Origin of the sequence: Sulfuricurvum sp. MLSB, assembly GCF_000747095.1 — a bacterium.
In the GTDB taxonomy this organism is placed as follows: Bacteria; Campylobacterota; Campylobacteria; order Campylobacterales; family Sulfurimonadaceae; genus Sulfuricurvum.
This window is the reverse complement of the sequence record NZ_JQGL01000015.1, coordinates 1-26476: the sequence shown is the minus strand read 5'-3', so window position 1 is coordinate 26476 and position 26476 is coordinate 1. Positions and strand designations below refer to the sequence as shown.

Genomic DNA, 26476 nt, shown 5'->3' with positions numbered 1-26476 from the left:
TGCGGGAGTAGCTCAGTTGGCTAGAGCGTCAGCCTTCCAAGCTGAATGTCGCGAGTTCGAGTCTCGTTTCCCGCTCCACTGGGAGCTGAAGTACATTTCGCAATATTACTTCATCATTACCTTAAAACCGTAAAATAGTTTTTAAGCTTCCAAATACAGATTTATCATTGTTTATGCTCACGTGGCTCAGGGGTAGAGCACTTCCTTGGTAAGGAAGAGGTCGGCGGTTCAAATCCGCTCGTGAGCTCCAGTAATATTTTTGTAATATTTGAAAGCTTGAAAGCTATTTCAGCTGTTTTTTGGTATAATTCCAATTTCATTTACACATTCAGTCGGAGGACACTATGGCAAAAGAAAAGTTTACGCGTAATAAACCACACGTCAACATCGGTACTATCGGTCACGTTGACCACGGTAAAACTACTTTGACAGCTGCTATTACAGCTGTACTTGCAGTAACAAACGGTGCTGCGATGATGGATTACGATCAAATCGATAACGCTCCTGAAGAGCGCGAGCGCGGTATTACGATCGCTACATCACACGTTGAGTACGAAACAGACAAACGTCACTATGCTCACGTTGACTGCCCAGGTCACGCCGACTACGTTAAAAACATGATTACCGGTGCTGCTCAAATGGACGGCGCTATCCTCGTTGTTTCTGCAGCGGACGGCCCGATGCCACAAACACGTGAGCACATCCTTCTTTCTAAACAAGTAGGTGTTCCTTACATCGTTGTTTTCATGAACAAAGAAGATATGGTTGACGATGAAGAGCTTCTTGAGCTTGTTGAAATGGAAATCCGTGAACTGCTCAGCAGCTATGACTTCCCAGGTGACGATACCCCAATCGTTGCAGGTTCTGCACTTCGCGCTCTTGAAGAAGCGAAAACTGGAACACTTGGTGAGTGGTCTGCTAAAATTCAAAAATTGATGGCTGCAGTTGATGAGTACATCCCTGAGCCTACTCGTGAAACAGACAAAGATTTCTTGATGCCTGTTGAAGACGTTTTCTCAATCTCTGGACGTGGTACGGTTGTAACTGGTCGTATCGAGCGTGGTATTGTTAAAATCGGTGACACAATCGAGATCGTCGGTATCCGCGATACACAAACAACTACCGTTACAGGTGTTGAAATGTTCCGCAAAGAAATGGAGCAAGGTGAAGCAGGCGATAACTGCGGTATCCTTCTTCGTGGTACCAAGAAAGAAGATGTTGAGCGCGGACAAGTTCTTTGTAAGCCTAAATCAATCAATCCTCACACAAAATTCGAGGCTGAGATTTACGTATTGAGCAAAGAAGAGGGTGGACGTCATACTCCATTCTTCAATGGTTACCGCCCACAATTCTACGTTCGTACAACTGACTGTACAGGTGCTATCACCTTGCCAGAAGGTACAGAAATGGTTATGCCAGGCGATAACGTTAAAATCAATGCAGAATTGATCCACCCGATCGCTATGGAAGAGGGTACTCGCTTCGCAATCCGCGAAGGTGGACGTACTGTCGGTGCAGGTGTTGTTTCTAAAATCCTTGCATAATTTTCTCCGGTCTTAGGGCCGGACTCAAAGGTAAAGCATGCGCGAAAATATCCATTTAGCTTGTGAAAAGTGCACACGTCGCAACTATCACACAAGCAAAAATAAAAAGACTCACACTGAAAAATTTTCAGTGAAAAAGTTTTGTAAATTCTGCCGTGAGCACACAGTTCACAAAGAAGCAAAACTTTAAGTCCTTTCCCTTCGGGGATTCAATTTAGGTCAGTAGCTCCAATGGTAGAGCGCCGGATTCCAAATCCGATGGTTGCGGGTTCGAATCCCCCCTGGCCTGCCACCATTTTCGACTAATAGTGCTTGAGAGCTTTATTCGTTGGAAATGTCCCAAGGATAAAATGATGAAAAACAGCTTGAACAATTACATTCATAACGCGAAGATGGAACTTGCAAAAGTCATTTTCCCGACGAAGCCACAGGTCAGACAGGCGTTTATTGCCGTCTTGGTAGTCGTTACTTTTGTTGTTTTGTTCCTGGCGCTGGTGGATTTTATCATGTCATCAACCGTTTCGGCAATTTTGAATTAAGGAAATAACATGGCACATCGTTGGTACTCGATTCAAACTTACGCCGGCAGCGAACGGAGCGTTAAAGCAGCGATTGAAAATATCATTGCAGAAAACCATCTCGAAGACGTCATCACGGAAGTCATCGTTCCGACCGAAGACGTTATCGAAGTCAAAAACGGCAAAAAGAAAATTTCCGAGCGTTCATTGTATTCGGGCTATGTGTTTGCCAACATCGATCTTACGATTGATTTGCAGCACCGAATCCAGTCTCTGCCTCGCGTCGCGGGATTCATCGGCGAAGCAAACAAGCCGACTCCGCTAAGTGAGAGCGACATTCAGGTTATTCTTGACCGTGTAACGAACCGTTCGGCTCCGAAACCGAAAGTATTCTTCGACAACGGCGAGATGGTTCGTATCGTGGACGGTCCGTTTGCGAACTTTACCGGTACGGTCGACGAATACGATCTTGAGCACGGTACGTTGAAACTCAACGTATCAATCTTCGGCCGAAGCACTCCGGTCGATATTTCGTACACACAAGTCGAAAAAATCATTTAATCTCAAAAAAAGGAAGCACAAATGGCAAAGAAAATAGCTGGCTACATCAAGTTGCAAATTCAAGCCGGTGCGGCTAATCCGGCTCCTCCGGTTGGTCCTGCCCTTGGTCAACGTGGTGTTAACATCATGGAATTCTGTAAAGCGTTCAACGAGCGTACGAAAGATAAAGCGGGGTACAAACTCCCGACTGTTATCACCGTATATGCGGACAAAACGTTTTCATTCATCACAAAGCAGCCTTCAAACACTGCATTGATTATGGAAAAAGCAGGTATCAAAAAAGGTAGTGAGAATCCACTTAAAAACAAAGTGGGCAAAATTACCAAAGCGCAAATCATGGAAATCGTCAAGCAAAAAATGCAAGACATGAACACAGATGATGCCGAATCAGCAGCGCGCACGATCGCAGGATCAGCTCGTTCTATGGGTCTCGACGTCGTCGAATAACCACCAACTCTTCGACCGCAAAGAGACTAAACTCTGCGGCAGATTCTAGAAATGGAGAATTCATTATGGCAAGTAAACGCTATAAACAACTAAGTGAAAAAATCGATTTGGCAAAAATCTACGCAGTAGAAGAAGCTTCATCAACTATTAAAGAACTCAAATCAGCAAAATTCGACGAAACTGTCGAAATCGCTTTGAACCTCGGTGTAGATCCACGTCACGCTGATCAAATGATCCGTGGTGCAGTTGTGCTTCCACACGGAACAGGGAAAGTGGTACGCGTTGCCGTTTTCGCAAAAGGCGCTAAAGTGGATGAGGCCAAAGCAGCCGGTGCCGATATCGTCGGTGCTGAAGATTTGGTAGATGAAATCAAAGCAGGTAACATCAACTTCGATATCGTTGTTGCTGCACCTGATTGTATGGGTCTTGTCGGTCAAGTAGGTCGTATCCTCGGGCCAAAAGGTATGATGCCTAACCCTAAAACCGGAACCGTTACCGCTGATATCGCAAAAGCGGTCAGCAACGTCAAAGGCGGACAAGTAAACTTCCGTGTTGATAAAAAAGGGAACATCCATGCCGGTATCGGTAAAGTAAGCTTTGATGCGGACAAAATCGCTGAAAATATCAAAGCGTTTGTCGGTGCTATCAACCGTGCAAAACCTTCGACCGCTAAAGGTCGTTACATCAAAAACGCGGCGCTTTCATTAACTATGAGCCCTGCAATCAAATTTGATATCCAAGAACTTTTGGATATTCGCTAATAGAGCATTATTGCGGCATGCGTGCCGCACTTTATCTTATGGACTGAAGACAGTAGGGGGCCTAGGCCTTAATCGGTAAACACCGCCCCGCTTGAAGTTATGTCTGGAAAGGAGAAACGATGAACAAAACGCAAAAAGCTGAGATTGTTAGCACTCTTACTGAAGAGTTCAAATCGGCAAAAGCAGTTGTTATGTGTGATTATCGCGGTCTCACCGTATCAGACCTCGAATCACTCCGTAAAATTGCACGCGCTAAAGAAGCCAAAGTTCAAGTGGTTAAAAATACCCTTGCAACGATCGCTCTTGGCAATGCCGGTATGAGCGGTATTGATATCAAAGATACCAATATTTTCGTATGGGGCGCTGATGCTATCGCCGCATCAAAAGTTGCTGTTGATTTCGGTAAAGATAACGAAAAATTCGCTATCCGCACTGCTTATATCGACGGCGAAGCGGCTGATGAGAAAAAAGTCCGTGCATTTGCAACACTGCCAGGCCGCGAAGAGTTGCTTGGAATGCTTGCTTCTGTCTGGATGGGTCCGGTTCGCAACTTTACGATCGGCCTCGATGCGCTTAAACGCAAAAAAGAAGAAGCGTAATTATTCTCGATACGAGGATTACGCCGCTGCATAGGCAGCAAAAAATAAAAACAGAATATCCATAAGGAGAATACCATGGCTGTAAAAAAAGAAGATGTTCTTGAGTTTATCTCAAACCTTTCAGTACTCGAGCTTTCTGAGCTTGTAAAAGAATTCGAAGAAAAATTCGGTGTATCTGCTCAACCGGTAGCGGTTGCAGGCGGCGCAGTAGCTGCAGTAGCTGCTGAAGAAGAAAAAACTGAGTTCGACGTTATCTTGAAAGACGGTGGTGACAAAAAAATCAACGTTATTAAAGTTGTACGCGCTCTTACAGGTCTTGGTCTTAAAGAGGCTAAAGATGCGGTTGAAGGTGCTCCTACAACCATCAAAGAAGCAGTTGCCAAAGACGTTGCAGAAGCAGCGAAAAAAGAGCTTGAAGAAGCTGGCGCTGTCGTCGAAATCAAATAATCATTTTATGATTGGGGCTTTTGCCCCGCTCCCACAGGGCACTTTACGGAACAGATTTTAATCTGCTCGGTAAAGTGCCCATACGTCGTTATAGGCTCAAGGACGCTTGAGCCCCAGACTTTGCACTTATCCCTATGGGATCAAAAACTTCGATTGAGGTAGCCTAATGTTAAACACTCTTCACTCCGGAAATCGCTTACGCGTAGATTTCGCGAAAACTCCCCAGCAAATTGAAGTACCGAATTTGTTACAACTCCAACAAAGTTCTTATGAGTCATTTTTGATGTTGGATCAAAAAGACCGGTCCAAAAGCGGGATCGAGCGGGTATTCCAATCGGTTTTCCCGATTCATGACACCCAGAACCGTCTCTCCCTTGAATATTTGGGTTCCGAAGTAGGACGCCCGAAATATACCGTTCGTGAATGTATGGAACGCGGTCTAACCTATTCGGTATCGCTCCGTATGAAAACACGTCTGGTCATCTGGGACCGCGACGAGAACACCAAAGAAAAAACCGGTGTCAAAGACATTAAAGAACAAACGATCTTTATTCGCGACATCCCGTTGATGACAGATCGTACATCGTTTGTCATCAACGGTGTCGAACGCGTCGTCGTTAACCAATTGCACCGTAGCCCGGGTGTTATCTTCAAAGAAGAAGAATCCACCACAACCGGAAGCAAACTGATCTTTACCGGTCAAATCATTCCGGACCGCGGGTCATGGCTCTATTTCGAATACGATCCTAAAGACATCCTTTACATGCGTATCAACAAGCGCCGTAAAGTTCCTGTTACGATCATGTTCCGTGCACTCGGTTACAGCAAACAAGACATTCTCAAAATGTTTTACCCGCTTCAAAAAATCCGCGTAGACGAAAACAAATACCTCATGGATTTCGATCCTGAGCAGTTTGCCGGACGTCTTGGATATGACCTTGTCGATGCAGACGGCAAACTTCTTGTTGCTGCCGGCAAGCGTCTTTCAGCAAAAAAAGCGGAAAAACTGATCTCTGAGGGTGTCAAAGCGATCCAGTATCCGATCGAAACGCTCATCGAGCGTCATTTGGCAGAGCCGATCATCGACGCGGTAAGCGGCGAAGTGATGTTCGACACCATGACGCAGCTGGATGAAACAAAATTGCGCAAAATGGTTGAAGCGGGCATCAAAGAGTTCGTGATCGCGAATGACCTTGCTGAGGGGCATGACAGTGCCATTATCAACGCATTTGTTGCGGATGCCGATTCACTGAAACTGCTCAAACAGACGGAAGACATCGAAGACGAGAACGATCTTTCTGCGATTCGTATCTACAAAGTAATGCGCCCTGGCGAGCCGGTTACCAAAGAAGCGGCAAAAGTGTTTGTCAATCAGCTCTTCTTTGATCCGGAACGTTATGATCTGACCCGAGTGGGACGTATGAAAATGAACCACAAACTGGGGCTTAACGTTCCTGAATACGTTACGGTTCTGACGCACGAAGATATCATCAATACCGTTAAATACGTTGTTAAAGTCAAAAACGGACAAGGGCACATCGATGACCGTGACCACCTCGGTAACCGTCGTATCCGTTCGATCGGCGAGCTTCTCGGAAACGAGCTGCACAACGGTCTTGTCAAAATGCAAAAAGCGATCAAAGACAAACTTAGCACGATGAGCGGGCCGACGACTGAATTGATGCCGCATGACCTGATCAACTCAAAAATGATCACGTCAACGATCATGGAGTTCTTCAGCGGCGGACAATTGTCGCAGTTTATGGACCAGACCAACCCGTTGTCGGAAGTAACGCACAAACGCCGTCTCTCTGCACTCGGTGAGGGCGGTTTGGTTAAAGAACGTGCCGGATTTGAAGTACGTGACGTTCACCCGACGCATTATGGCCGTATCTGTCCGATTGAGACTCCTGAGGGTCAAAACATCGGTTTGATCAATACCTTGGCGACGTATTCGAAAGTCAATGAACACGGATTCATTGAAGCACCGTACAACGTTGTCAAAGACGGTGTGGTGACGGATGAAGTCGTTTATCTCACTGCAACTCAGGAAGAGGGCAAAATCATCGCGGCGGCATCGTCTCGCTTGGGCGAAAACGGTACTTTCCTTGATGATTTGGTTGAAATCCGTCAAGACGGCGAGATTATGCTCAAATCGCCTAAAGAGTGTGAACTGCGCGATTTGACTCCGCATATGGTCGTCGGTGTCGCGGCGAGCTTGATTCCGTTCCTTGAACACGATGACGCGAACCGTGCACTGATGGGTTCAAACATGCAGCGCCAAGCGGTACCTCTTTTGCGTCCTGAAGCGCCTATGGTCGGGACAGGGGTTGAAAAACTCGTTGCCCGAGATTCATGGGAATGTGTCAAAGCTGAACGCGCCGGTGTCGTTGAAAAAGTTGACGCCAAACACATCTACGTCATGGGCGAAGACGAAGACGGAACGTTTATCGATTACTATCCGTTGCAAAAGAACCTTCGTACGAACCAAAATACGACGTTCATGCAAAGTCCTATCGTCAAACAGGGACAAGTCGTCAGCAAAGGACAGATCATCGCGGACGGCCCGAACATGGATCAGGGGGAATTGGCATTGGGTATCAATGCGCTTGTCGCGTTCATGCCGTGGAACGGATACAACTTCGAGGATGCGATCGTTATGTCTGAGCGGATGATTCGTGAAGACGCCTTTACGTCGGTTCACATCTACGAAAAAGAAGCGGAAGCGCGCGAATTGAAACATGGTGTCGAAGAAATCACCCGTGACATTCCGAACGTCCGTGACGAAGAACTTTCTCACCTTGACGAGAGCGGTATCGTTAAAATCGGTACGTATGTCAAAGGCGGAATGATCCTTGTCGGTAAAGTTTCTCCGAAAGGCGAAGTCAAACCGACTCCCGAAGAGCGTCTATTGCGTGCTATCTTCGGTGAAAAAGCGGGCCACGTCGTTAACAAATCACTCTACTGTACGCCAAGTATGGAAGGGGTCGTTGTTGACGTCAAAGTGTTCACCAAAAAAGGGTACGATAAAGATCCGCGTACTCTCGAACTTGAAAAACAAGAACGCGACGAACTCGAACGCGAACATTATGACCGCTTGCTCATGATCGACAAAGAAGAGATGCTTCGCATCGTCTCGTTGTTGACCAAGCATCCGTTGATCAGCGATGTCAGCGTGAACGGCAATGAATACAAAGCGGGCGAAAACGTCAAAGCGGACGATCTCAAAGAGGTCAACCGTTTTGCGATGAACAATATCGTCAAAGCATTCAGCGACGACGTTCAGGAAAAATACAACCAGACGAAAAACCACTTCCAAAAAGAGAAGAAAAAATTCCGTGACGAACACGAAGAAAAACTCTCTATTCTGGAAAAAGACGACATCCTTCCAAACGGTGTCGTTAAATTCGTCAAAGTGTACATCGCGACGAAACGCAAACTCAAAGTCGGGGATAAAATGGCGGGCCGCCACGGGAATAAAGGTATCGTCTCCACGATCGTTCCTGAAGTCGATATGCCGTACATGGCAAACGGCCGCTCCGTTGACGTATGTCTGAACCCGCTGGGGGTTCCGTCACGTATGAACATCGGGCAAATTCTCGAAATGCACCTGGGTATGGTCGGTAAAGAACTCGGATACCAGATTCAGGATATTTTCGAAAGCAAACAAAAAGAGTTCATCGGCGAACTGAGAAACAAAATGATTTCGTTTGCCGACGTAGCCGGATTGATGGATGCCGCTGCAGCTATCGGCGCGATGGACGATCAGACTCTTCTTGGTTATGCGCAAGACTGGTCTAAAGGGGTCAAATTCGCAACGCCTATCTTCGAAGGGGTAACGTCGGATGAATTCGGCAAGCTTTTCGAATTGGCGAAACTCGATAATGACGGAAAAATGGAGCTGTATGACGGTAAAACCGGTGACAAACTCAAAGAGCGTGTTAACGTCGGTTACATGTACATGCTCAAACTTCACCACTTGGTTGATGAGAAAGTTCACGCCCGTTCAACCGGGCCATACTCGCTCGTAACACAGCAGCCGGTCGGTGGTAAAGCACTGTTCGGCGGACAGCGTTTCGGGGAAATGGAAGTATGGGCTCTGGAAGCGTACGGTGCTTCTGCCGTTCTTAAAGAGATGCTTACCATTAAATCGGATGATGTCGACGGACGTGTCCGCGCATACAAAGCGATTACAAAAGGAGAAAGCGTTCCGGCATCAGGTATTCCGGAAACGCTCTTCGTATTAACCAAAGAGCTCCAGTCACTGGCGCTTGATATTGAGATTTTTGACGAGGTGGATGACAATGAGTAAATTAGTACCGGTTACCGTAACGGAAGAGAATCGCCCAACAGACATCAAACAGCTTCAGTTTCGCCTTGCGAGCCCTGAGAAAATTCTCTCATGGAGCCACGGTGAAGTTAAAAAGCCCGAAACGATCAACTACCGCACCCTTAAACCGGAGCGTGACGGATTGTTTTGTGCCAAAATTTTCGGACCGGTTCGCGATTACGAATGTCTGTGCGGAAAATACAAAAAAATGCGCTACAAAGGCGTTGTGTGCGAAAAATGCGGTGTTGAAGTCACTTCAGCCAAAGTTCGCCGTAACCGTATGGGGCATATCGATCTGGTTACTCCTGTAGCGCACATCTGGTATGTCAGCTCACTCCCAAGCCGTATCGGTACGCTTTTGGGTGTTAAGATGAAAGACCTTGAACGCGTATTGTATTATGAAGCGTACATCGTCAAGAGCGGCGGAGAAGCGTGTTATGACGCTGAGCAAAACTCGCCGGTATTGAAATACGATGTCCTCAACGAAGAACAGTATCGTACTTTGGTGCAGCGCTACGGCGACAGCGGTTTTTCAGCAGAAATGGGCGGACAAGCGGTACGTGATCTGCTTGATGAACTCGATCTTGTCGATTTGTTCTCGGCACTCAAAGAAGATGTCGCTGCGACAAACTCCGAAGCGAAACGTAAAACGATCGTCAAACGTCTGAAAGTCATCGAATCGTTTTTGAATTCCGGAAACAATCCGGCATGGATGATGCTCACGGCGCTGCCGGTTCTTCCTCCGGAACTTCGCCCGCTCGTCAGCCTTGACGGCGGAAAATTCGCGGTATCAGACGTCAATGACCTGTACCGCCGTGTTATCAACCGTAACCAGCGTTTGAAACGTCTGATCGAACTTGAAGCACCTGAAATTATCGTCCGCAATGAAAAGCGTATGCTTCAAGAAGCAGTCGATGCGCTGTTCGACAACGGCCGTCGTGCGAATGCGGTCAAAGGGGCAAATAAACGTCCGTTGAAATCGCTCTCCGAGATCATCAAAGGTAAACAAGGGCGTTTCCGTCAAAACCTGTTGGGTAAACGTGTTGACTTCTCGGGCCGTTCGGTCATCGTTGTCGGGCCAAGCCTGCGGATGGATCAGTGCGGATTGCCGAAACAAATGGCGTTGGAACTTTTCAAACCTCATTTGATCGCAAAACTCGAAGACAAAGGGTATGCGACGACCGTTAAAGCGGCGAAAAAAATGATCGAAGAAAAAACCAACGAAGTTTGGGAATGTTTGGCTGAAATCGTAGAGGGCTATCCGGTCATGCTTAACCGTGCGCCGACGCTTCACAAACTCTCGATTCAGGCGTTTCACCCGAAACTGATCGACGGTAAAGCGATTCAGTTGCACCCGCTCGTTTGTGCGGCGTTCAACGCCGACTTCGACGGTGACCAAATGGCGGTTCACGTTCCACTAGGCGCTGAAGCAATCGCTGAAGCGAAAGTCTTGATGCTCAGTTCGATGAACATCTTGCTTCCGGCTTCGGGTAAAGCGATTGCTACGCCGTCTCAGGATATGGTCTTGGGTCTGTACTATCTGACACTGGCTAAAAACGAGACGAAAGGGTCGAACAAACTCTTCAGCAACGTGGATGAGATCATGGTAGCACTTGAGCACAACGCGCTCGATCTGCATGCCAAAGTGCGTACCCGTACCGATGGACGCATGATTCATACAACTGCGGGACGTATGATCCTCAAATCGATCCTCCCTGAATTCGTTCCGGTGGAATTGTGGAACGTCGTTATGAAGAAGAAAAATATCTCCGCGCTGGTTGACTACGTCAATAAGCACGGCGGTATCGCGGTAACGGCCGGATTCCTGGATGATCTGAAAAACCTCGGTTTCCGCTATGCGACCAAATCGGGTGTTTCGATCTCGATCGCCGACATCATTATCCCTGAAATGAAAGAGGGACTGATCGTAGCTTCTAAAAACCGTGTTAAAGAGATCCAAAAGCAGTTTGAAGCAGGTCTTCTGACCGAGCAGGAACGCTACAATAAAATCATTGACGTCTGGACCGATACGAATAATACCGTTGCGGGCGGAATGATGGAGCTGATCCAAAATGATAAAGACGGCTTCAACTCGATCTTTATGATGGCGGACTCAGGAGCGCGGGGTTCTGCGGCTCAGATTCGTCAGCTTGCCGGTATGCGTGGTCTTATGGCGAAACCGGACGGTTCGATCATCGAAACGCCGATTATTTCGAACTTTAAAGAGGGTCTGAACGTTCTTGAGTACTTCATTTCGACCCACGGTGCCCGTAAAGGTCTCGCGGATACGGCGCTTAAAACGGCGAATGCCGGTTATTTGACCCGTAAACTCGTCGACGTTGCGCAAAACGTGAAAATCGTTGAGCACGACTGCGGTACCCATGAGGGGATCGAAATCACCGACATTTCCGTCGGTAACGAATTGATCGAGCCGCTTGAAGACCGTATCTACGGACGCGTATTGGCCGAAGACGCGATCGATCCGATCACGAACGAGATTCTGTATTCCGAAGGGACGCTGATCGATGAGATCAAGGCGTCTAAAATCGTCGAAGCAGGAATCAAATCGGTTCAAATCCGCACTCCGACAACGTGTAAATCCGAAGGCGGCGTATGTGCGCTGTGTTACGGTCTGAACCTCGGAACCGGCGAAATCGTTAAACGCGGGGAAGCGGTCGGTATCGTCGCGGCCCAGTCGATCGGGGAGCCGGGTACGCAGTTGACACTCCGTACCTTCCACGTCGGGGGAACGGCGTCAAGTACGCGTGAAGAGCGTCAGGTTGTCGCAACCAAAGAAGGTTTCATCCGTTATTACAACATGAAAACCTACACCTCTAAAGAGGGCAAAAACATTGTGGCAAACCGCCGTAATGCCGCGGTCCTTTTGGTTGAACCAAAAATCAAGGCACCGTTCAACGGAAGCGTTGAAATCCAGACGATTCATGATGAAGTTATCGTCAGCGTCAAAGGTGACAGCCAAACGGTCCGTTACACACTTCGTAAAAATGAAGTGGCGAAACCGAACGAACTTGCCGGCGTCAGCGGTAAGATCGAAGGGAAGTTCTACCTTCCGTACGAAAACGGTACCGTCGTCAAAGCGGACGAGTCAATCGTTGAGACGATTAAAGACGGATGGAACGTTCCTAACCGTATCCCGTATGCGTCTGAAATTCAGGTCAAAGACGGGGCACCGGTCACACAGAAAATTTACGCCAAAGAGAAAGGGGTTGTCAAATACTACCTCCTCAAAGGCGACTACCTTGAGCGTCACCATGAGATTGCCAAAGGGTACAGCGTTGAAGAGAAAGGGTTGTTTGCCGTTGTCGCCGACAGTGAAGAACGCGAAGCAATCCGTCACTATATCGCTCGTGGATCAATCATTGAGATCAACGACAACGAAAGCGTTAAAGCCGATACGTTGATCGCTAAACCGGTTAAAGAAGAATCGATCGTGATCGCTGAATGGGATCCGTATAGTAACCCGATCATCTCTGAAACCGACGGTGTTGTGACGTTCGAAGACATTATCCCGGGCGTTACGGCGTCTGAGCAGTTCGACGAACTGACCGGAAAAACCCGTTTGATGATCAACGAATACGTTGCACCGGAATTCAAACCGGCCATCGTCCTTGCTGCTGCTGACGGGTCAATCATTCGTTATGCGATCGAGCCGAAAACGGCGATCTTTGCACAGGATCGTTCTGAAGTCAAAGTGGCTGACATTCTCGCACGTACGCCGAAAGCGCTTCAAAAATCGCGCGATATCACCGGGGGTCTTCCACGGGTTTCCGAGCTTTTCGAAGCACGTAAGCCTAAAGAGGTCGCGTTGATCGCCGAGCTTGACGGTGTCGTCAGTTTCGGTAAGCCGCTTCGCGGAAAAGAGCGCATTATGATCACGTCCGAAAACGGGATGATCAAAGAGTACTTTGTTGATAAAAACCTTGTTGCGTTGGTTCATCCGGGCGAGTTCGTTCACGCCGGTGAGCGCTTGACCGACGGTATTGTCAGCTCGCATGAGATCTTGCGTATTTTGGGTGTTAAAGCACTTTATAACTACCTGGTGAGCGAAGTTCAGCAGGTTTACCGCCGTCAAGGGGTTAACATCGCCGACAAACACATTGAAGTTATCTTTACTCAGATGTTGCGTCAGGTGAAAATTCTCCGCTCCGGTGACACCAAGTTCATCGAAGGGGATGTCGTCTCTAAAGTACAGTTCAAAATCGAGAACGAGAAAATTCTCCGTCTCGGCGGAGAACCGGCAATTGCCGAACCGTACCTCGTCGGTATCACCCGTGCTGCGGTCAGTGCCGATTCGATCATCTCGGCTGCATCGTTCCAGGATACGACAAAAGTATTGACGGAAGCGGCAGTTGCGGCGAAAATCGATGACTTGACCGATCTTAAAGAGAACGTCATCATCGGCCGCACCATCCCGGTCGGTACCGGTATCTACAAAGACCAAAAAATTATCTTCGGCGACTGATGCGTTTCCCAGAGCTTTTTGCTCTGAGACCGTATCGGCACTTGAAGCCGTCGGGAAACCTTCGGCTCTCTCTTTTTATCTTCTTACAACTTCCTTAAAGTAAGCTATATTTAATCAAAAATCAGGTAACATTGCGCGTTTATTAGTCCCCTCAACAGAGTGGTCTAACATTCTACTGGAACAATTCAACAAAGGAGATTGTGTGCCAACAATCAACCAACTTATTCGTAAAGAGCGACAAGCGGTAGTGAAAAAATCAAAATCACCCGCTTTGGTGTCATGCCCGCAACGCCGCGGAGTATGTACTCGTGTATACACCACAACCCCTAAAAAACCGAACTCGGCGCTTCGTAAAGTTGCCAAAGTCCGTTTGACATCAGGGTTTGAGGTCATCAGTTATATCGGTGGTGAGGGTCACAACTTGCAAGAGCACTCTATCGTTCTTGTACGCGGCGGCCGTGTAAAAGACTTACCAGGGGTTAAATACCATATCGTACGTGGTGCTCTCGATACAGCGGGTGTTAAAGACCGTAAAGTATCTCGTTCTAAATACGGAACGAAAAAAGCTAAGGCTAAAAAATAATTATTTAGTCTGACAAGAATCGGTTGTTGATGACCGTTTTTTGAGTAAATGAAACAACATTGAAGGAAACATTATGAGAAGAAGAAAAGCGCCCGTTCGCGAAATTATGCCAGACCCGATCCACGGTTCTAAAGTATTGACCAAGTTTATTAACAAACTTATGTGGGACGGTAAAAAAAGTACTGCTGAAAAAATCATGTACGGTGCACTGGATATCATCAGCTCACGCGGTGATAAAACAGGTATCGAAGTATTCAACGCAGCCATCGACAACATTAAACCTGTTATCGAAGTAAAAAGCCGCCGTGTGGGTGGAGCGACCTACCAAGTTCCAGTAGAAGTACGCCCTGTTCGCCAGCTTTCTCTTGCTATCCGTTGGTTGACGGATGCATCACGCAAACGCAATGAGCGCACTATGGCTGAGCGTTTGGCTAACGAATTGATGGATGCTGCCAGCGATAAAGGTACAGCGTTCAAGAAAAAAGAAGATACTTACAAAATGGCAGAAGCGAACAAAGCATTCGCTCACTACCGCTGGTAAGATTTTTCATAATCTTTTGATAGCCGCTCCCGCGGTTGTCATTCATTTCCCAATACAATTCTTTAAGGGCTATTATCATGGCAAGATCCCACAAACTAGAAGACGTTAGAAACATCGGTATCGCCGCACACATCGACGCGGGTAAAACGACTACTACCGAACGTATTTTGTTCTACACCGGTATCTCACACAAAATCGGTGAGGTTCACGAAGGTGCTGCAACCATGGACTGGATGGAGCAGGAGCAAGAGCGCGGTATTACGATTACTTCGGCTGCAACGACATGTGAATGGGCCGGAAAACAGATCAACATCATCGACACTCCGGGCCACGTTGACTTCACGATCGAAGTTGAGCGTTCAATGCGTGTACTTGACGGTGCCGTTGCGGTATTCTGTGCGGTTGGCGGCGTTCAGCCACAATCGGAAACAGTATGGCGTCAGGCAAACCGTTACGGTGTACCCCGTATCGTTTACGTTAACAAAATGGACCGTATCGGTGCCGATTTCTATAACGTAGAATCTCAAATCACCGAGCGTCTTAAAGCTCGTCCGGTTCCCATCCAGCTTCCTATCGGTCAGGAAGATGCTTTTAAAGGGGTTATCGACCTCGTCAAAATGAAAGCGATCGTCTGGGACGAGGATGCGGCTATGGGTTCAAATTACCGGGAGGAAGCAATTCCCGCTGATTTGATGGACAAAGCAGAAGAATACCGCGCGAAAATGGTCGAAGCGGCCGCTGAGGGCGATGAGTCTTTGATGGAAAAATACTTCGAAGAGGGTGACCTCTCTAACGAAGAGATTATGCGCGGGATCAAAGCCGGATGTCTGAAAATGGATATCATTCCGATGGTCTGTGGTACATCGTTCAAAAACAAAGGGGTTCAAACTCTTTTGGACGCGGTTGTCGCTTACCTCCCATCACCATTGGAAGTAGCGCAAATCCGCGGTACTCTCGAAGATGACGAAGAAGTAGAAGTTGTCGTCAACTCTACTGATGACGAGCCGTTTGCCGGTCTTGCGTTCAAAATTATGACTGACCCGTTTGTCGGACAGTTGACTTTTGTACGTATGTACCGCGGTATCCTTGAGTCAGGATCGTACGCAATCAATACCACCAAAGGTAAAAAAGAGCGTATCGGACGTATCGTTAAGATGCACGCGAACAAACGTGAAGAGATCAAAGCGCTTTACGCAGGTGAAATCGGTGCGGTTGTCGGTCTTAAAGATACCACTACCGGTGATACTCTGTGTGACGAAAAAGATCGCGTAATCCTTGAACGTATGCACTTCCCTGAGCCGGTTATCTCGGTTGCGGTTGAGCCAAAAACCAAAGCGGACCAGGAAAAAATGGGTATCGCTCTTGCGAAACTGGCTGCGGAAGATCCATCTTTCCGTGTTCATACGGACGAAGAGACAGGACAAACGATCATCAGCGGTATGGGTGAGCTTCACCTTGAGATTCTGGTCGACCGTATGTTCCGTGAGTTCAAAGTTGAAGCAGAAGTCGGTGCTCCACAGGTTGCGTACCGTGAAGCGATCCGCAACGAAGTCAACCAAGAATACAAATACGCGAAACAATCAGGTGGACGCGGTCAGTTCGGTCACATCTACATCCGCGTTAAGCCGGGTGAAGCGGGAACAGGTTTCACGTTCCACAACGAAATCAAAGGTGGGGTTATTCCGAAAGAGTATATTCCTGCAGTTGAAAAAGGGTGTGCTGAAGCAATGCAAAAAGGTGTCTTGGCCGGTTATCCGATCGAAGATATCGAAGTTGCGCTGTACGACGGTTCATACCACGAAGTCGACTCATCCGAGATGGCGTTTAAACTTGCCGCTTCTATGGGTTTCAAAGAGGCTGCGCGTAAAGCAAACCCTTGTATCCTTGAGCCTTTGATGAAAGTCGAAGTCGAAGTTCCTGAAAACTTCATGGGTGACGTCATCGGTGACCTTAACCGCCGCCGTGGACAAGTCAACAACATGGGTGACCGTTCAGGTAACAAAATCGTTAACGCATTCGTTCCACTCTCTGAAATGTTCGGTTACTCAACTGACCTTCGTTCAGCGACGCAGGGACGTGCAAGTTACTCTATGGAATTCGATCACTACGAAGAAGTTCCACGTAACGTTGCGGACGAAATCATCAAAAAACGTAACAGCTAAGGCTGTTGCACCTTTTTGCGCCTTTGGCGCAATTCTTCCCACCAAAATCCCCTATTTATTTAACAGTCCGCTTCATTTCTACTAACAACGTATCATTGCTGTAAATCCGTCCGACAAATTCATCTCCGATTTTGTACGTCGCTACCCCTTTGGGCGTTCCGCTCATGATGATGTCGCCGTCTTCGAAACGCATAAAACTTTTGATCTCATCGATCATCGCGAGCGGCTTGTAGATCATCAGTTCATAGGACGCTTCCTGTACCAATGTTCCGTTGATATGCAGCGTCATGCGCAGCGACTCGAGCGGTGCGTCAAGAGGGACAAACTCTCCCAGCACCGCCGAACCGTTGAATCCTTTGGCCCTCTCCCACGGAAGCCCTTTGGATTTGAGGTGATTCTGGATCTCCGCTTTGGTGAGGTCCAGTCCGAATCCGATCCCTCTGATTACGCCGCCCATCATCAAAAAGCAGATCTCCCCCTCGAAACGGGTGTCGTCGCTGATAAAGCTGAGCGTATCGGTGATGGCGGAGTTGGGTTTGTTGAAGACGACCATCGAGGAGGGGATTTCGTTTCCCAGCTCATAGATGTGTTCGACATAGTTGCGCCCGATACAGACGACTTTGGAAGGGGTGCAGAGCTGATCGGCAAAACGGACGGTGTTCATGTTAATCTCGTATTAATAATCTCTTGAAATCTTCGTGCTATGATACCGTATCTACACAAGGAGCTGTACATGCGTCAATTTCCCCCCTTATACCGAATCTGGCATTGGCTGCAGGCGGTTGCCATGTTCGGTTTGTTTGTTACCGTCGTTCTGCGCACTACCGTTATGCACAAAGAACAGATCGGAGGGATCGTCCAATCCAAGCTGGCTGAAATCGGAACCGTGATTAGCGATGAACAGGCGGTGCTGATCGGCAAGGCGGTGCGAGCACCGATGTGGGACTGGCACATTTATTTGGGAATCGCGGTGGCGGTTTTACTGGTGGCGCGAATCCTGATGGTGCTCAAAAACGGATTCGGATTTGATGATAATCCCGCAATGCAGAAAGTGTACGGATTGTACAAGCTTTTTTACGGGGTGTTGGCGGTCATGTCGATCAGCGGCTTGGTTCTTTACTGGAAGCTGGCCGGAGAATCCAAAGAGATCGTTGAGAGTGTCCATATGTATCTTGGATGGGGTTTGTTTGGTTTTATGGCGATTCATATCGTCGGGGTTGTCCTTGCCGAAAAGAGCGATCAATGCGGCCTTGTTTCACGCATGATCAACGGACGCGATTAGGCTTTTACTTCCAAAGGGGTGTTTCGTCCTCTTCCGGGCGTCCCTGAAGCTGTAATGAGGGCTGATAGGAGCCTTTATACGAGAGGCTTTGGCATTGTTCGACATAGTAGCCCAGATAGATCCATTTGAGTCCCAGCCGCTGTGCAAGACGGATTTGTTCCAGCAGAGTGTACCGTCCGAGCGAGTGGGCTGAATAGTCCGGGTCGTAATAGCAATACAGCGACGAGATCCCTTCATCTAAAATATCGATAAGATCGACGGCGATAAGCCGTTCGTCGTCAAAATAGAGAATTTCGAATCCGAAATCGCCGTGCCCTTGAACGAAAGAAGCATAGTAGTTTTTCGGGTCTACTTTGGGTTCGTCCCATGAGCGGGTATGATGTTTGTAGCGATGGTAGCGTTCGAAGAGTTCCAGATGATCGCGTGTAAGCGTCGGATGGCGGATCACGGTATCCAGAGAGCTGTTTTTGCGCAGGATGCGGCGTTCGGATTTGCCGAACGTATAACGCTCAACATCTATCTTAAGGCTTTCGCACGAACGGCACTCCTGGCAGATCGGGCGGAAATACATCGATCCGAACCGTCGCCATCCTCGTAATATCAGCGCTTCACACTGTTCGCGGCTGCATTCGTGAATGATTTTGTAGTGGATGCTCTGAGAGTTGCCCGGAATATAGGCACACGGTTCGTGAAGGGCACACTCTTTGAGGATCTGGTTCATGGGTGAAAGAGGATTACTCTTCCTCTTTGCGGTTCATCGAGATCAAAACCCCTTCGATCATTTCGTCAAGGTCTCCGTCAAGAATCGCATTGATGTTTGAATACGCTTCTCCCGAGCGGCTGTCTTTGATTTGCTGATACGGAGCCATGACGTAGGAGCGGATTTGGTGTCCCCAGCCGATTTCGCTTTTTTCGACACGCGGTCGCCTTGTTTTTGTGCTGCGAGCGGTCATTCTGGCACTGTACGACGATTCCGGTCGGGATGTGGGTGATCCGGATAGCCGATTCGGTTTTGTTGACGTGCTGACCGCCCGCTCCCGATGCGCGGTACGTATCGAGGCGGATATCCTTGTCCTCGATTTCGATTTCGATGTCATCGTCGATTTCGGGAGAAACGGTCACGGAGGTGAAACTGGTGTGGCGTTTGGCCGCCGAGTCGAACGGGCTGATCCGAACCAGACGGTGGATACCGTTTTCGACTTTCAGGTAGCCATACACGTTGACCCCTTTGATCAGCAAGGATGCGTCTTTGATCCCCGCTTCCTCGCCCGGCTGATAGTCGAGCATCTCAACAGTGAAGTCATGACGCTCGGCCCAGCGGGTATACATCCGAAGCAAAATAGAAGCCCAGTCCTGAGATTCGGTTCCTCCCGCACCCGGATGGATGGTCAGAATAGCATTGTGGCTGTCGTGCTCGCCGCTGAGGAGCACTTCGATTTCCATTGATTTGACCTGATTTTCCAACTTTTCCGCATCGGCGAAAAGTGACTCGATGGTTTCATCGTCCCCTTCTTCTTTCGCCATTTCGTAAATATCTCTGGCATCGCCGAGAGTGTTGAAGGTTTTGGAATATTTGGCAAGGCGGCGCTCCGCTTGCGTTTTTTCTTTTTGGACGATTCCGGCGGCGGCGGCATCATTCCAAAATTCGCTGGAGTTTTCGAGCTCCTCGATCTCTTTGAGCCGTGCATTGATAATATCAGGGCGGACGACGTCGGTGACGTTTTGCATTTTGGTCGTGAGCGTTTTCAGCAATTCGGTATATTCGTAATGGTCCATAAGCAGGAATACCTTCTAATATATTATAATTGCGATTATATTCTATCGAGGCTAAAACAATGATTATCGCACGCTCGGCGCAGGAATTACGCGAAGCTCTCAGCACCAAAAACGGATCGGTCGGATTTGTCCCGACAATGGGGGCCTTGCATATCGGTCACCGTACGCTGATTGAGAGGGCGCGGCGGGAAAACGACGTCGTTGTCGTATCGATTTTCGTCAATCCGACCCAGTTTTTGCCGGGTGAGGACCTCTCCAAATATCCCCGCAGAGAAGAGGCCGATTTTAAAATCTGCGAGCTTAGCGGGGTCGATGTCCTTTTTTACCCCGATGTGAACGCAATGTACGGTGATGACGAAGTGCGTATCGTCGCTCCCGACGTGCGGGGGTATATTCTGGAAGGGGCTTCGCGTCCGGGACATTTTGACGGTGTTTTGACCGTCGTGATGAAGCTCTTGAACATCGTCCGTCCTGCGCGGGCGTATTTCGGGAAAAAAGATGCCCAACAACTTGTCCTTATCACCCAGATGTGCGAAAACTTTTTTATGGATGTGACCGTTATTCCGTGCGATACGGTTCGGGAAAACGACGGATTGGCCCTCTCGTCGCGCAATGTGTATTTAAGCGTTTCCGAGCGCAATGATGCGCTTAAACTCTCCGCATCGCTGAAGCGATCGACCAAGCTGGTGATGCAGGGAACACTGGATGCGTGTACGATCAAAGAGCAGATGCTGGCTATTCTGGAACCTTTGGATGTCGAGTACGTCGCCATCGTAAATCGCTCATTCGAATCGATCGAGCAGGTTATTATCGGAAATACGATCATTCTCGTCGCGGCCCGTGTCGGAACGACGAGGCTCATCGATAACGTATGGATGTGATGATGAAAAAGTATATAGCAATCGTTGCCGCGGCATTGATGATCGGCGGATGCGCTCCGAAAATAGGAAAAGACATCTTCGTTGAACCTGAGGGGAATCTGCGATGGGAAAATTCGGGCGCCGAAGTGGTTCTTGGCGTATTGTCACTGTTGGGAGCCCCGGTAGAGAAAGAGACCCTGCGGATCGGGAGTGATTTGCGTGTAAACAACCAATGGCACAGCGATTTGAAAATCGTCTCTTTGTCGTATGCGCTGATGGATGAGAAAGAACGCTTTGCCGAAGGAAAGGCAAAGATCGATATGAAGCATCCGGCGATTATCCCTGTCGGGGAGGCCAAGATTATTCCTCTGGAGCTTGAAGTCGATCCTCGGCGTTTAGATCTTAATCGCATTATGGGAATTGCCAAAGACAAGCGTAAAGTGATCCTGAAAGGGGACCTCGTCATCGAGGTATGGGGAATACAAAAACACTATCCGTTTGAAAAAGAGGCAAACGCCTTGATACAAAAAGCGTTCAAAAATTCCGGCCGCTGAGACTGACGTCCGTTTTTAATGCAGGGCGGCGCTCTCTTCTGCGGTCGTCGGGTTAGCTTCGGCAGCCGCTGCAGCGGCAACTGCGGCGGGGTTTGGCTTGAGCAGTTTTTCTTCGATCATAACGTCCACAATCGCTTTGAATACCGGAACGGCGGTGATCGATGCGAAATAGACGGTGCGCGGTTCGATAACCGTGATGCCGATCGTATATTGGTGTTTGTCGTCATTGGCGAAACCGACAAATGACGTGTGGTAGCTGTTGACGTATTTTCCGCCTTTGGCGATGTGCGCCGTCCCTGTTTTACCGCCAACTTCCAGTCCCGGCGTTTTGGCGCCGATCCCCGTTCCGACATTGACGGTTTTGATCAGAATCTGCTTCATCCGCTCTGCCGTAGCGGGAGCAATGACTTGTGTCGGTGTCTGTACCTGCATCGGGATCTTGCGGCCGTTGTCGTCATAGAGAGCTTCGACAACCATCGGATTGATCAGTTTCCCCCCGTTATTGAACACGTTATAGGCTTTGAGAATCTGCATCGCATTAGCGCGCATCCCGTATCCGTATGAGGTGATCGCTTTGTAGAGATAGTTGTTCAGCTGGGTGGAGCTGGGAATAGAACCCCGTTTTTCATACGGGAGATCAACACCGCTGAAACGGGTGAAACCGAATTTCTGGAGCCCTTCGGTGTATTCTACCCCGTTTAGTTTCTGGGCGAGCTGGGCAATACCGATGTTGGAGGAATGCACCAAAACGTCTTCGGCGCTGATCATGTCAAATTTGTGTTCGTCGACGATCAGCTTGCGTCCCATTTTGTATTTTCCGCCGTGGCCGTTGACCATGTCGTAGGGATTGATGAGGTTTTTATCAAGCATAAGGGCGAAAATGATCGGTTTGATAACCGAACCGGGTTCGTAGCTGTACTCGATCGCATTGGTGTTGAGCGAAGGATAGTCTTCATGGCGGATGCCGCTTGGATCGAAACGGTTGGAACTGGCGAGAGCGATGATTTTGCCCGTTTTGGCTTCCATGACGGTGGCGATGATCTCATCGGCCTGTAGCTGTTCTTTGATCTGATCGGTGATCGTCTCGACCCGTGCCTGAAAAGCGATCGGAATATTGAGTTTGACGGTCAGGCCGTTGATCTGGCGTTTGACATCGCTTTGCTTGTTGAGAATCAGATAGCCGTTAACGTCTCGGAGCGCTTTTTGGGTTTTATTCTGCTGTGGATTGAGCTCTTCGTCAAAAAATTTCTCCAGCCCTTTGATGCCGTAGACGCGGGTGTACCCTTCTTCCTCAATTTTACGCGGATATCCCAGCAGCGGTGTCAGCAGTTTCCCGTACGGATAGCGGCGGGCTTCGCCGCTCTCCAGGATATTGAGCCCTTGCAGTATCCGGTCTCCGCTAGGAGTTTCGTATTCGATGAAAACACCGAGACGGCGAAGTTCGAATGCCAGGGTTTTGAGATACATCGCCTCTTTCGGACTGATGTGGTAACTCAGCGTCACCGAACCTTTACGGGTATGCAGACGCTGGCGTATCTCATCGGGATCGGTACCGCTGTAGATGCTGAAAAGCTGGATAAAAAGCTCTTCTTTGTTCGGATCGATGTTTCGGGTATTAACGACGGCTTTGTAAAGTTTTTGGGTTGTGGCGATATGAAATCCGTCGGCGCTGACGATTGAGCCGCGTTGGGCTTTAGCGTTCTCTTCGGAAAAAATAGAGGGGATGTCGCGTTCATGCAGCGCGGTATAAAGCATGACCGCCAGAAAGATGATAAATCCAAATAAGAGGACGAGAAAAAGGGCAAGTATTTTTTTGGATTTGTTGGAATGGCGCATAGAAAAACGTTAAATCAAATCTGTGTTCGAGTAATTTCTTTGTACGCGCTCAGTGCTTTGTTGCGGACTTCCAGCATCAGTTTCATACTGATTTCAGCTTTATCGATCGCAATGGCGGCTTGATGGAGGTCTTTGACGGCACCGGTGGCAATGTCGCTCATCGCCTTTTCACCTTCTACCTGCATCTGATTGACGTTGCCGAGAGCATTTTTAAGCTCTTGCGCGAAATCGGTCTGGCCCGTCTCGGTCGCATTACCGCTTTTTTTGGCCAAAAGATCGGCAGTTGAGAGGGATTTTATCGATTGGATATCAGCCATCACGGTTTTTCCTTCTTATATTTTTTTATGATTGCATCATAGAGATTGCACTGGAAGCCATATTCTTGGCGCTTTCAAATGCCGCTACGTTTGCTTGATACGAACGTGTTGCTTCGACTAAATCGGCCATTTCGACAACAGGATTAATGTTGGGATAGGCAACATAGCCGTTGGCATCCGCATCGGGATGCGACGGATCGTATTTCATCTTTGGAGCCGTGTCGTCACGGGTGATTTTATCGACGATGACGCTCATGATCGCAGGATTTGGTTTGAGTCCTGCCAGTCCCTCTTGCAAAGGGTCACTGTAGCCCAGCGCGGATGAATCGCGTTCCAATGCCTGATTATAGATTTTATTGAAATCAATCGCTTTAAAAACGACTTCCTGACGGCGGTAAGGTCCGCCCTCATCGGTACGGGTCGTTTGGGCATTGGCGATGTTGGAACTGATCGCATTGACCCGCACACGCTGTGCCGAGAGGCCGTATCCGCTGATGTCAAAACTGTTCAAAAATGCCATAACCTAATCCTTATGATGTTTTAGCCGATGCGTCGATAACGCTTTTGTAAATGCCGGTCCCTTTTTTCTTGGCCGCGACGATCGCGTTATACATCATCGAGTTTTTGGCCATTTCGGTTGTTTCGACATCCAGATCGACGCTGTTTCCGTCGTTGCGGGCCATGTGGCCGTCCCGGAAAAAAATAGTCGGTTTTAGATCGCTTTGATCCGCCGTTCCGCTCAGATGGGCACCGTCGGTGCGCGCCATCGGCAAAATTTTGGATTTGTCACCGAAGAGTGCGGCACTTTTTTGCGCCAGCATCTCTTCAAAACGAATATCCTTCGGGCGATAAAAAGGAGTGTCGGCATTGGCGATATTTCCGGAGATCATATCCTGACGCGCGGCCCGATAATCGAGCGCTTTGTCCATCAGTTCATGTGCTTTAGAAATTGTCAAACCCATTTCCGGCTCCTTATCTGATTTTTAATCAAGCAAAAAACATTCCATAATTTGCCCTTTTTGTTTTATCGAACTCTTTTCCAAAGAGCGATATACTGTCATAAATTATACAGTATTAAGTGTAACAATGGCTGATAAAAGATTATTTATTTTGACGACGGCACTCATCACGATAGGGATTATCTGCTCGTATACCCTTTCGGCATATACGGTCATTTTATTCGAGTACAACGATTTTCACTTCGTTGTTCGCGAACTTATGGTCGGAATCGCATCGATTTTGCTGATGTGGACTCTCTCGCGGCTGGATCCCGATATCTGGCTACACCGTTTGGGATTGACCCTCTTTTTCGGAGGAATTTTTTTGATGGCCGTGATGCCGTTTTTGCCCGCTTCGCTGGTAAGCGAAGTCGGGGGTGCGAAACGGTGGATCAAACTTCCGGGATTTTCCCTGGCGCCTGTGGAATTTTTCAAAATCGGTTTCGTTTATTTTCTGGCATGGAGTTTTTCGCGCAAACTCGGGCATCACGACGGTATCGGCGTATGGGAAGAGTTCAAACGGTTTGCCCCGTACGCGGCGGTATTTGTCATCGTCATGTTTTTGATCGCCATCATGCAAAATGACCTCGGTCAGGTCGTCGTTTTGGCCTTGACGCTTGCGTTCATGCTCTTTTTCGCGGGAAGCAGTTTTCGTTTTTTTATGACACTTATCGGCGGTGCGGTAGCGTTTTTTCTCTTTTTTATTTTGACGGCAGAACACCGTATTAACCGTATTTTGTCATGGTGGGAAGGGGCACAGAGTACCATTCTGGCTTTTTTCCCCGAGTCGATTGCGCAGCATTTGCGGATCGAAAACGCCGAAGAACCTTACCAAATCGGCCACTCTCTTAACGCGATTCATAACGGCAGTATTTTCGGCGCCGGTCTGGGCGGCGGAACCTTCAAGCTTGGATTTCTGAGCGAAGTGCATACCGACTTCGTCCTTGCGGGGATTGCCGAGGAGTTCGGATTTGTCGGGGTATTCGGGGTCACTTTGATCTTTATCATGATTTTGCACCGCCTTTTCAAAATTGCCAACCGCTCCCACAACGATACGGCCTATCTTTTCAGTCTCGGAGTAGGATTGCTGATCACGTTCGCTTTCATGATCAACGCTTACGGGATTAGCGGATTAACGCCGATCAAAGGGATTTCGGTGCCGTTTCTCAGTTATGGGGGATCGGCGATGCTCGCCTCTTCGGTGGGGATCGGGATGGTGCTGATGCTCTCTAAAAAAATCGTCTATAAACCGGGGGATAAGCAATGAACATCATTTTTACGGGCGGCGGGACCGGGGGGCACTTGGTCATCGCATTGTCGCTGGCCGAAGCGGCTAAAGCCAAAGGGCATCGCGTGATGTTCATCGGGTCCATGTCGGGGCAGGACCGCCAGTGGTTCGGTGAAGGCATTTTGTTTGAACAAACCCACTTTCTGGACACGACGGGGGTCGTCAACAAAAAAGGGATCAGAAAGCTCGGGGCGATGTGGAAAATTTTCAAAGCGGTACTGCAGTCGCGCCGCCTTATCCGGGCTTTTAATGCCGATGCGGTCGTAAGCGTCGGAGGGTTTTCGGCGGCTCCGGCGGCATTGGCGAGCGTTACGACGAATACGCCGCTTTTCATTCACGAACAAAATGCGGTAACGGGAAAACTGAATAAAATGCTCCGGCCGTACGCCAAGCGTTTTTTTAGCTCGTACGAAGAGGGCGCAAATCACTGCGATTATCCGGTTAATCCCGTCTATTTTGAGCATGCACGCGTTCGAGACGGGGTCAAAACGGTCATTTTTCTGGGAGGATCGCAGGGGGCGAAGTTTATCAACGACCTTGCGCTGGAGATTGCACCGTGGCTGCAAAGCGGAGGGATCACCGTCATTCA

At 48.6% G+C, this 26476-nt stretch carries 24 protein-coding genes, 3 tRNA genes and 1 pseudogene; 21 read left to right on the top strand and 7 right to left on the bottom strand.

Going from position 1 to position 26476, the window contains the following annotated elements; translation table 11 throughout:
* Position 1 precedes the first annotated feature (1 nt).
* The 16 genes from JU82_RS01665 (at position 2) to fusA (ending at position 16976) form a co-directional block, all read left to right on the top strand.
* Positions 2-78, top strand: a tRNA-Gly gene (locus JU82_RS01665).
* Between the two features lie 97 nt (positions 79-175).
* Positions 176-250 (top strand) — tRNA-Thr (locus JU82_RS01660).
* A gap of 94 nt (positions 251-344) precedes the next feature.
* Positions 345-1544 (top strand): elongation factor Tu, encoded by a 1200-nt coding sequence (gene tuf, locus JU82_RS01655; RefSeq protein ID WP_037945784.1) that lies wholly within the window; start codon positions 345-347, stop codon positions 1542-1544.
* Positions 1545-1581: 37 nt separating this feature from the next.
* Positions 1582-1734, top strand: a complete 153-nt coding sequence (rpmG, locus tag JU82_RS11570; protein ID WP_132813483.1) for a 50S ribosomal protein L33 — start codon at positions 1582-1584, stop codon at positions 1732-1734.
* Between the two features lie 26 nt (positions 1735-1760).
* Positions 1761-1836 (top strand) — tRNA-Trp (locus JU82_RS01650).
* A 61-nt stretch (positions 1837-1897) separates the two neighbouring features.
* A complete protein-coding gene (gene secE / locus JU82_RS01645) occupies positions 1898-2083 on the top strand; it encodes a preprotein translocase subunit SecE (RefSeq protein ID WP_037945783.1) in 186 nt (61 codons plus the stop codon).
* A 9-nt stretch (positions 2084-2092) separates the two neighbouring features.
* The gene (nusG, locus tag JU82_RS01640; protein ID WP_037945782.1) at positions 2093-2623 is read left to right on the top strand and encodes a transcription termination/antitermination protein NusG; all 531 of its coding nucleotides are present in this window, start codon (positions 2093-2095) and stop codon (positions 2621-2623) included.
* A 21-nt stretch (positions 2624-2644) separates the two neighbouring features.
* Positions 2645-3070: a 50S ribosomal protein L11 gene (gene rplK, locus JU82_RS01635; protein WP_037945781.1), complete on the top strand. Its 426-nt coding sequence runs from the start codon at positions 2645-2647 to the stop codon at positions 3068-3070.
* 65 nt (positions 3071-3135) lie between these two features.
* Positions 3136-3831, top strand: coding sequence for a 50S ribosomal protein L1 (gene rplA, locus JU82_RS01630; protein ID WP_037945780.1), 696 nt, complete (start codon positions 3136-3138; stop codon positions 3829-3831).
* Between the two features lie 119 nt (positions 3832-3950).
* Positions 3951-4430: a 50S ribosomal protein L10 gene (rplJ, locus tag JU82_RS01625; protein ID WP_037945779.1), complete on the top strand. Its 480-nt coding sequence runs from the start codon at positions 3951-3953 to the stop codon at positions 4428-4430.
* 75 nt (positions 4431-4505) lie between these two features.
* Positions 4506-4877, top strand: coding sequence for a 50S ribosomal protein L7/L12 (gene rplL, locus JU82_RS01620; RefSeq protein ID WP_037945778.1), 372 nt, complete (start codon positions 4506-4508; stop codon positions 4875-4877).
* A 166-nt stretch (positions 4878-5043) separates the two neighbouring features.
* Entirely contained in the window at positions 5044-9189 is a 4146-nt protein-coding gene (gene rpoB, locus JU82_RS01615; protein ID WP_037945777.1) for a DNA-directed RNA polymerase subunit beta, read from the top strand.
* Positions 9182-13690 (top strand): DNA-directed RNA polymerase subunit beta', encoded by a 4509-nt coding sequence (gene rpoC / locus JU82_RS01610; RefSeq protein WP_037945776.1) that lies wholly within the window; start codon positions 9182-9184, stop codon positions 13688-13690. The genes rpoB and rpoC overlap by 8 nt, the downstream gene beginning before the upstream one ends.
* A 202-nt stretch (positions 13691-13892) precedes the next feature.
* Positions 13893-14273 (top strand): 30S ribosomal protein S12, encoded by a 381-nt coding sequence (rpsL, locus tag JU82_RS01605; RefSeq protein ID WP_013461125.1) that lies wholly within the window; start codon positions 13893-13895, stop codon positions 14271-14273.
* 73 nt (positions 14274-14346) lie between these two features.
* Complete coding sequence (gene rpsG, locus JU82_RS01600; RefSeq protein ID WP_294892000.1) at positions 14347-14814, top strand: 30S ribosomal protein S7; 468 nt, start codon at positions 14347-14349, stop codon at positions 14812-14814.
* 77 nt (positions 14815-14891) lie between these two features.
* Complete coding sequence (fusA, locus tag JU82_RS01595) at positions 14892-16976, top strand: elongation factor G (protein ID WP_037945774.1); 2085 nt, start codon at positions 14892-14894, stop codon at positions 16974-16976.
* A gap of 55 nt (positions 16977-17031) precedes the next feature.
* Here fusA and JU82_RS01590 read toward each other — a convergent pair whose 3' ends face one another.
* On the bottom strand, positions 17032-17640 hold the full coding sequence (locus JU82_RS01590) for a fumarylacetoacetate hydrolase family protein (RefSeq protein ID WP_037945773.1): 609 nt from the start codon (positions 17638-17640) through the stop codon (positions 17032-17034).
* 69 nt (positions 17641-17709) lie between these two features.
* Between JU82_RS01590 and JU82_RS01585 the strand changes: the two genes are divergently transcribed.
* A complete protein-coding gene (locus JU82_RS01585; protein ID WP_037945772.1) occupies positions 17710-18258 on the top strand; it encodes a cytochrome b/b6 domain-containing protein in 549 nt (182 codons plus the stop codon).
* A 4-nt stretch (positions 18259-18262) separates the two neighbouring features.
* Here JU82_RS01585 and JU82_RS01580 read toward each other — a convergent pair whose 3' ends face one another.
* Together JU82_RS01580 and prfB are read right to left on the bottom strand one after the other, a co-directional pair.
* The gene (locus JU82_RS01580; protein WP_037945771.1) at positions 18263-18979 is read right to left on the bottom strand and encodes an arginyltransferase; all 717 of its coding nucleotides are present in this window, start codon (positions 18977-18979) and stop codon (positions 18263-18265) included.
* Between the two features lie 13 nt (positions 18980-18992).
* Positions 18993-20034 (bottom strand): annotated as a pseudogene (prfB, locus tag JU82_RS01575) (peptide chain release factor 2).
* A gap of 59 nt (positions 20035-20093) precedes the next feature.
* Between prfB and panC the strand changes: the two are divergent.
* Both panC and JU82_RS01565 read left to right on the top strand, forming a co-directional pair.
* Positions 20094-20915 carry a pantoate--beta-alanine ligase gene (panC, locus tag JU82_RS01570; protein WP_037945770.1) on the top strand — a complete coding sequence of 274 codons (822 nt, stop codon included), beginning with the start codon at positions 20094-20096 and terminating at the stop codon, positions 20913-20915.
* A 2-nt stretch (positions 20916-20917) separates the two neighbouring features.
* Positions 20918-21448 carry a hypothetical protein gene (locus tag JU82_RS01565; protein WP_037945769.1) on the top strand — a complete coding sequence of 177 codons (531 nt, stop codon included), beginning with the start codon at positions 20918-20920 and terminating at the stop codon, positions 21446-21448.
* A gap of 15 nt (positions 21449-21463) precedes the next feature.
* Here JU82_RS01565 and JU82_RS01560 read toward each other — a convergent pair whose 3' ends face one another.
* From JU82_RS01560 to flgB, 4 genes are read right to left on the bottom strand one after another with little or no spacing between them, the layout of a single operon-like run.
* Positions 21464-23284 (bottom strand): penicillin-binding protein 2, encoded by a 1821-nt coding sequence (locus JU82_RS01560; protein ID WP_037945768.1) that lies wholly within the window; start codon positions 23282-23284, stop codon positions 21464-21466.
* 14 nt (positions 23285-23298) lie between these two features.
* On the bottom strand, positions 23299-23601 hold the full coding sequence (gene fliE, locus JU82_RS01555; protein WP_037945767.1) for a flagellar hook-basal body complex protein FliE: 303 nt from the start codon (positions 23599-23601) through the stop codon (positions 23299-23301).
* 25 nt (positions 23602-23626) lie between these two features.
* On the bottom strand, positions 23627-24121 hold the full coding sequence (flgC, locus tag JU82_RS01550) for a flagellar basal body rod protein FlgC (protein WP_037945766.1): 495 nt from the start codon (positions 24119-24121) through the stop codon (positions 23627-23629).
* 10 nt (positions 24122-24131) lie between these two features.
* Positions 24132-24563, bottom strand: coding sequence for a flagellar basal body rod protein FlgB (gene flgB, locus JU82_RS01545; RefSeq protein WP_037945765.1), 432 nt, complete (start codon positions 24561-24563; stop codon positions 24132-24134).
* 124 nt (positions 24564-24687) lie between these two features.
* Between flgB and JU82_RS01540 the strand changes: the two genes are divergently transcribed.
* Both JU82_RS01540 and JU82_RS01535 read left to right on the top strand, forming a co-directional pair.
* Positions 24688-25866, top strand: a complete 1179-nt coding sequence (locus tag JU82_RS01540; protein WP_037945764.1) for an FtsW/RodA/SpoVE family cell cycle protein — start codon at positions 24688-24690, stop codon at positions 25864-25866.
* The coding region (locus tag JU82_RS01535; RefSeq protein WP_037945969.1) for a glycosyltransferase at positions 25863-26476 on the top strand (614 nt) is incomplete at its 3' end. The genes JU82_RS01540 and JU82_RS01535, both read left to right, overlap by 4 nt.

Excerpts from the sequence above, each read along its gene's own strand:
- tuf (WP_037945784.1), top strand. The coding sequence starts at position 345 with ATGGCAAAAGAAAAGTTTACGCGTAATAAACCACACGTCAACATCGGT.
- rpmG (WP_132813483.1), top strand. The coding sequence starts at position 1,582 with ATGCGCGAAAATATCCATTTAGCTTGTGAAAAGTGCACACGTCGCAAC.
- secE (WP_037945783.1), top strand. The coding sequence starts at position 1,898 with ATGAAAAACAGCTTGAACAATTACATTCATAACGCGAAGATGGAACTT.
- nusG (WP_037945782.1), top strand. The coding sequence starts at position 2,093 with ATGGCACATCGTTGGTACTCGATTCAAACTTACGCCGGCAGCGAACGG.
- rplK (WP_037945781.1), top strand. The coding sequence starts at position 2,645 with ATGGCAAAGAAAATAGCTGGCTACATCAAGTTGCAAATTCAAGCCGGT.
- rplA (WP_037945780.1), top strand. The coding sequence starts at position 3,136 with ATGGCAAGTAAACGCTATAAACAACTAAGTGAAAAAATCGATTTGGCA.
- rplJ (WP_037945779.1), top strand. The coding sequence starts at position 3,951 with ATGAACAAAACGCAAAAAGCTGAGATTGTTAGCACTCTTACTGAAGAG.
- rplL (WP_037945778.1), top strand. The coding sequence starts at position 4,506 with ATGGCTGTAAAAAAAGAAGATGTTCTTGAGTTTATCTCAAACCTTTCA.
- rpoB (WP_037945777.1), top strand. The coding sequence starts at position 5,044 with ATGTTAAACACTCTTCACTCCGGAAATCGCTTACGCGTAGATTTCGCG.
- rpoC (WP_037945776.1), top strand. The coding sequence starts at position 9,182 with ATGAGTAAATTAGTACCGGTTACCGTAACGGAAGAGAATCGCCCAACA.
- rpsG (WP_294892000.1), top strand. The coding sequence starts at position 14,347 with ATGAGAAGAAGAAAAGCGCCCGTTCGCGAAATTATGCCAGACCCGATC.
- fusA (WP_037945774.1), top strand. The coding sequence starts at position 14,892 with ATGGCAAGATCCCACAAACTAGAAGACGTTAGAAACATCGGTATCGCC.
- JU82_RS01590 (WP_037945773.1), bottom strand. The coding sequence starts at position 17,640 with ATGAACACCGTCCGTTTTGCCGATCAGCTCTGCACCCCTTCCAAAGTC.
- JU82_RS01585 (WP_037945772.1), top strand. The coding sequence starts at position 17,710 with ATGCGTCAATTTCCCCCCTTATACCGAATCTGGCATTGGCTGCAGGCG.
- JU82_RS01580 (WP_037945771.1), bottom strand. The coding sequence starts at position 18,979 with ATGAACCAGATCCTCAAAGAGTGTGCCCTTCACGAACCGTGTGCCTAT.
- panC (WP_037945770.1), top strand. The coding sequence starts at position 20,094 with ATGATTATCGCACGCTCGGCGCAGGAATTACGCGAAGCTCTCAGCACC.
- JU82_RS01565 (WP_037945769.1), top strand. The coding sequence starts at position 20,918 with ATGAAAAAGTATATAGCAATCGTTGCCGCGGCATTGATGATCGGCGGA.
- JU82_RS01560 (WP_037945768.1), bottom strand. The coding sequence starts at position 23,284 with ATGCGCCATTCCAACAAATCCAAAAAAATACTTGCCCTTTTTCTCGTC.
- fliE (WP_037945767.1), bottom strand. The coding sequence starts at position 23,601 with ATGGCTGATATCCAATCGATAAAATCCCTCTCAACTGCCGATCTTTTG.
- flgC (WP_037945766.1), bottom strand. The coding sequence starts at position 24,121 with ATGGCATTTTTGAACAGTTTTGACATCAGCGGATACGGCCTCTCGGCA.
- flgB (WP_037945765.1), bottom strand. The coding sequence starts at position 24,563 with ATGGGTTTGACAATTTCTAAAGCACATGAACTGATGGACAAAGCGCTC.
- JU82_RS01540 (WP_037945764.1), top strand. The coding sequence starts at position 24,688 with ATGGCTGATAAAAGATTATTTATTTTGACGACGGCACTCATCACGATA.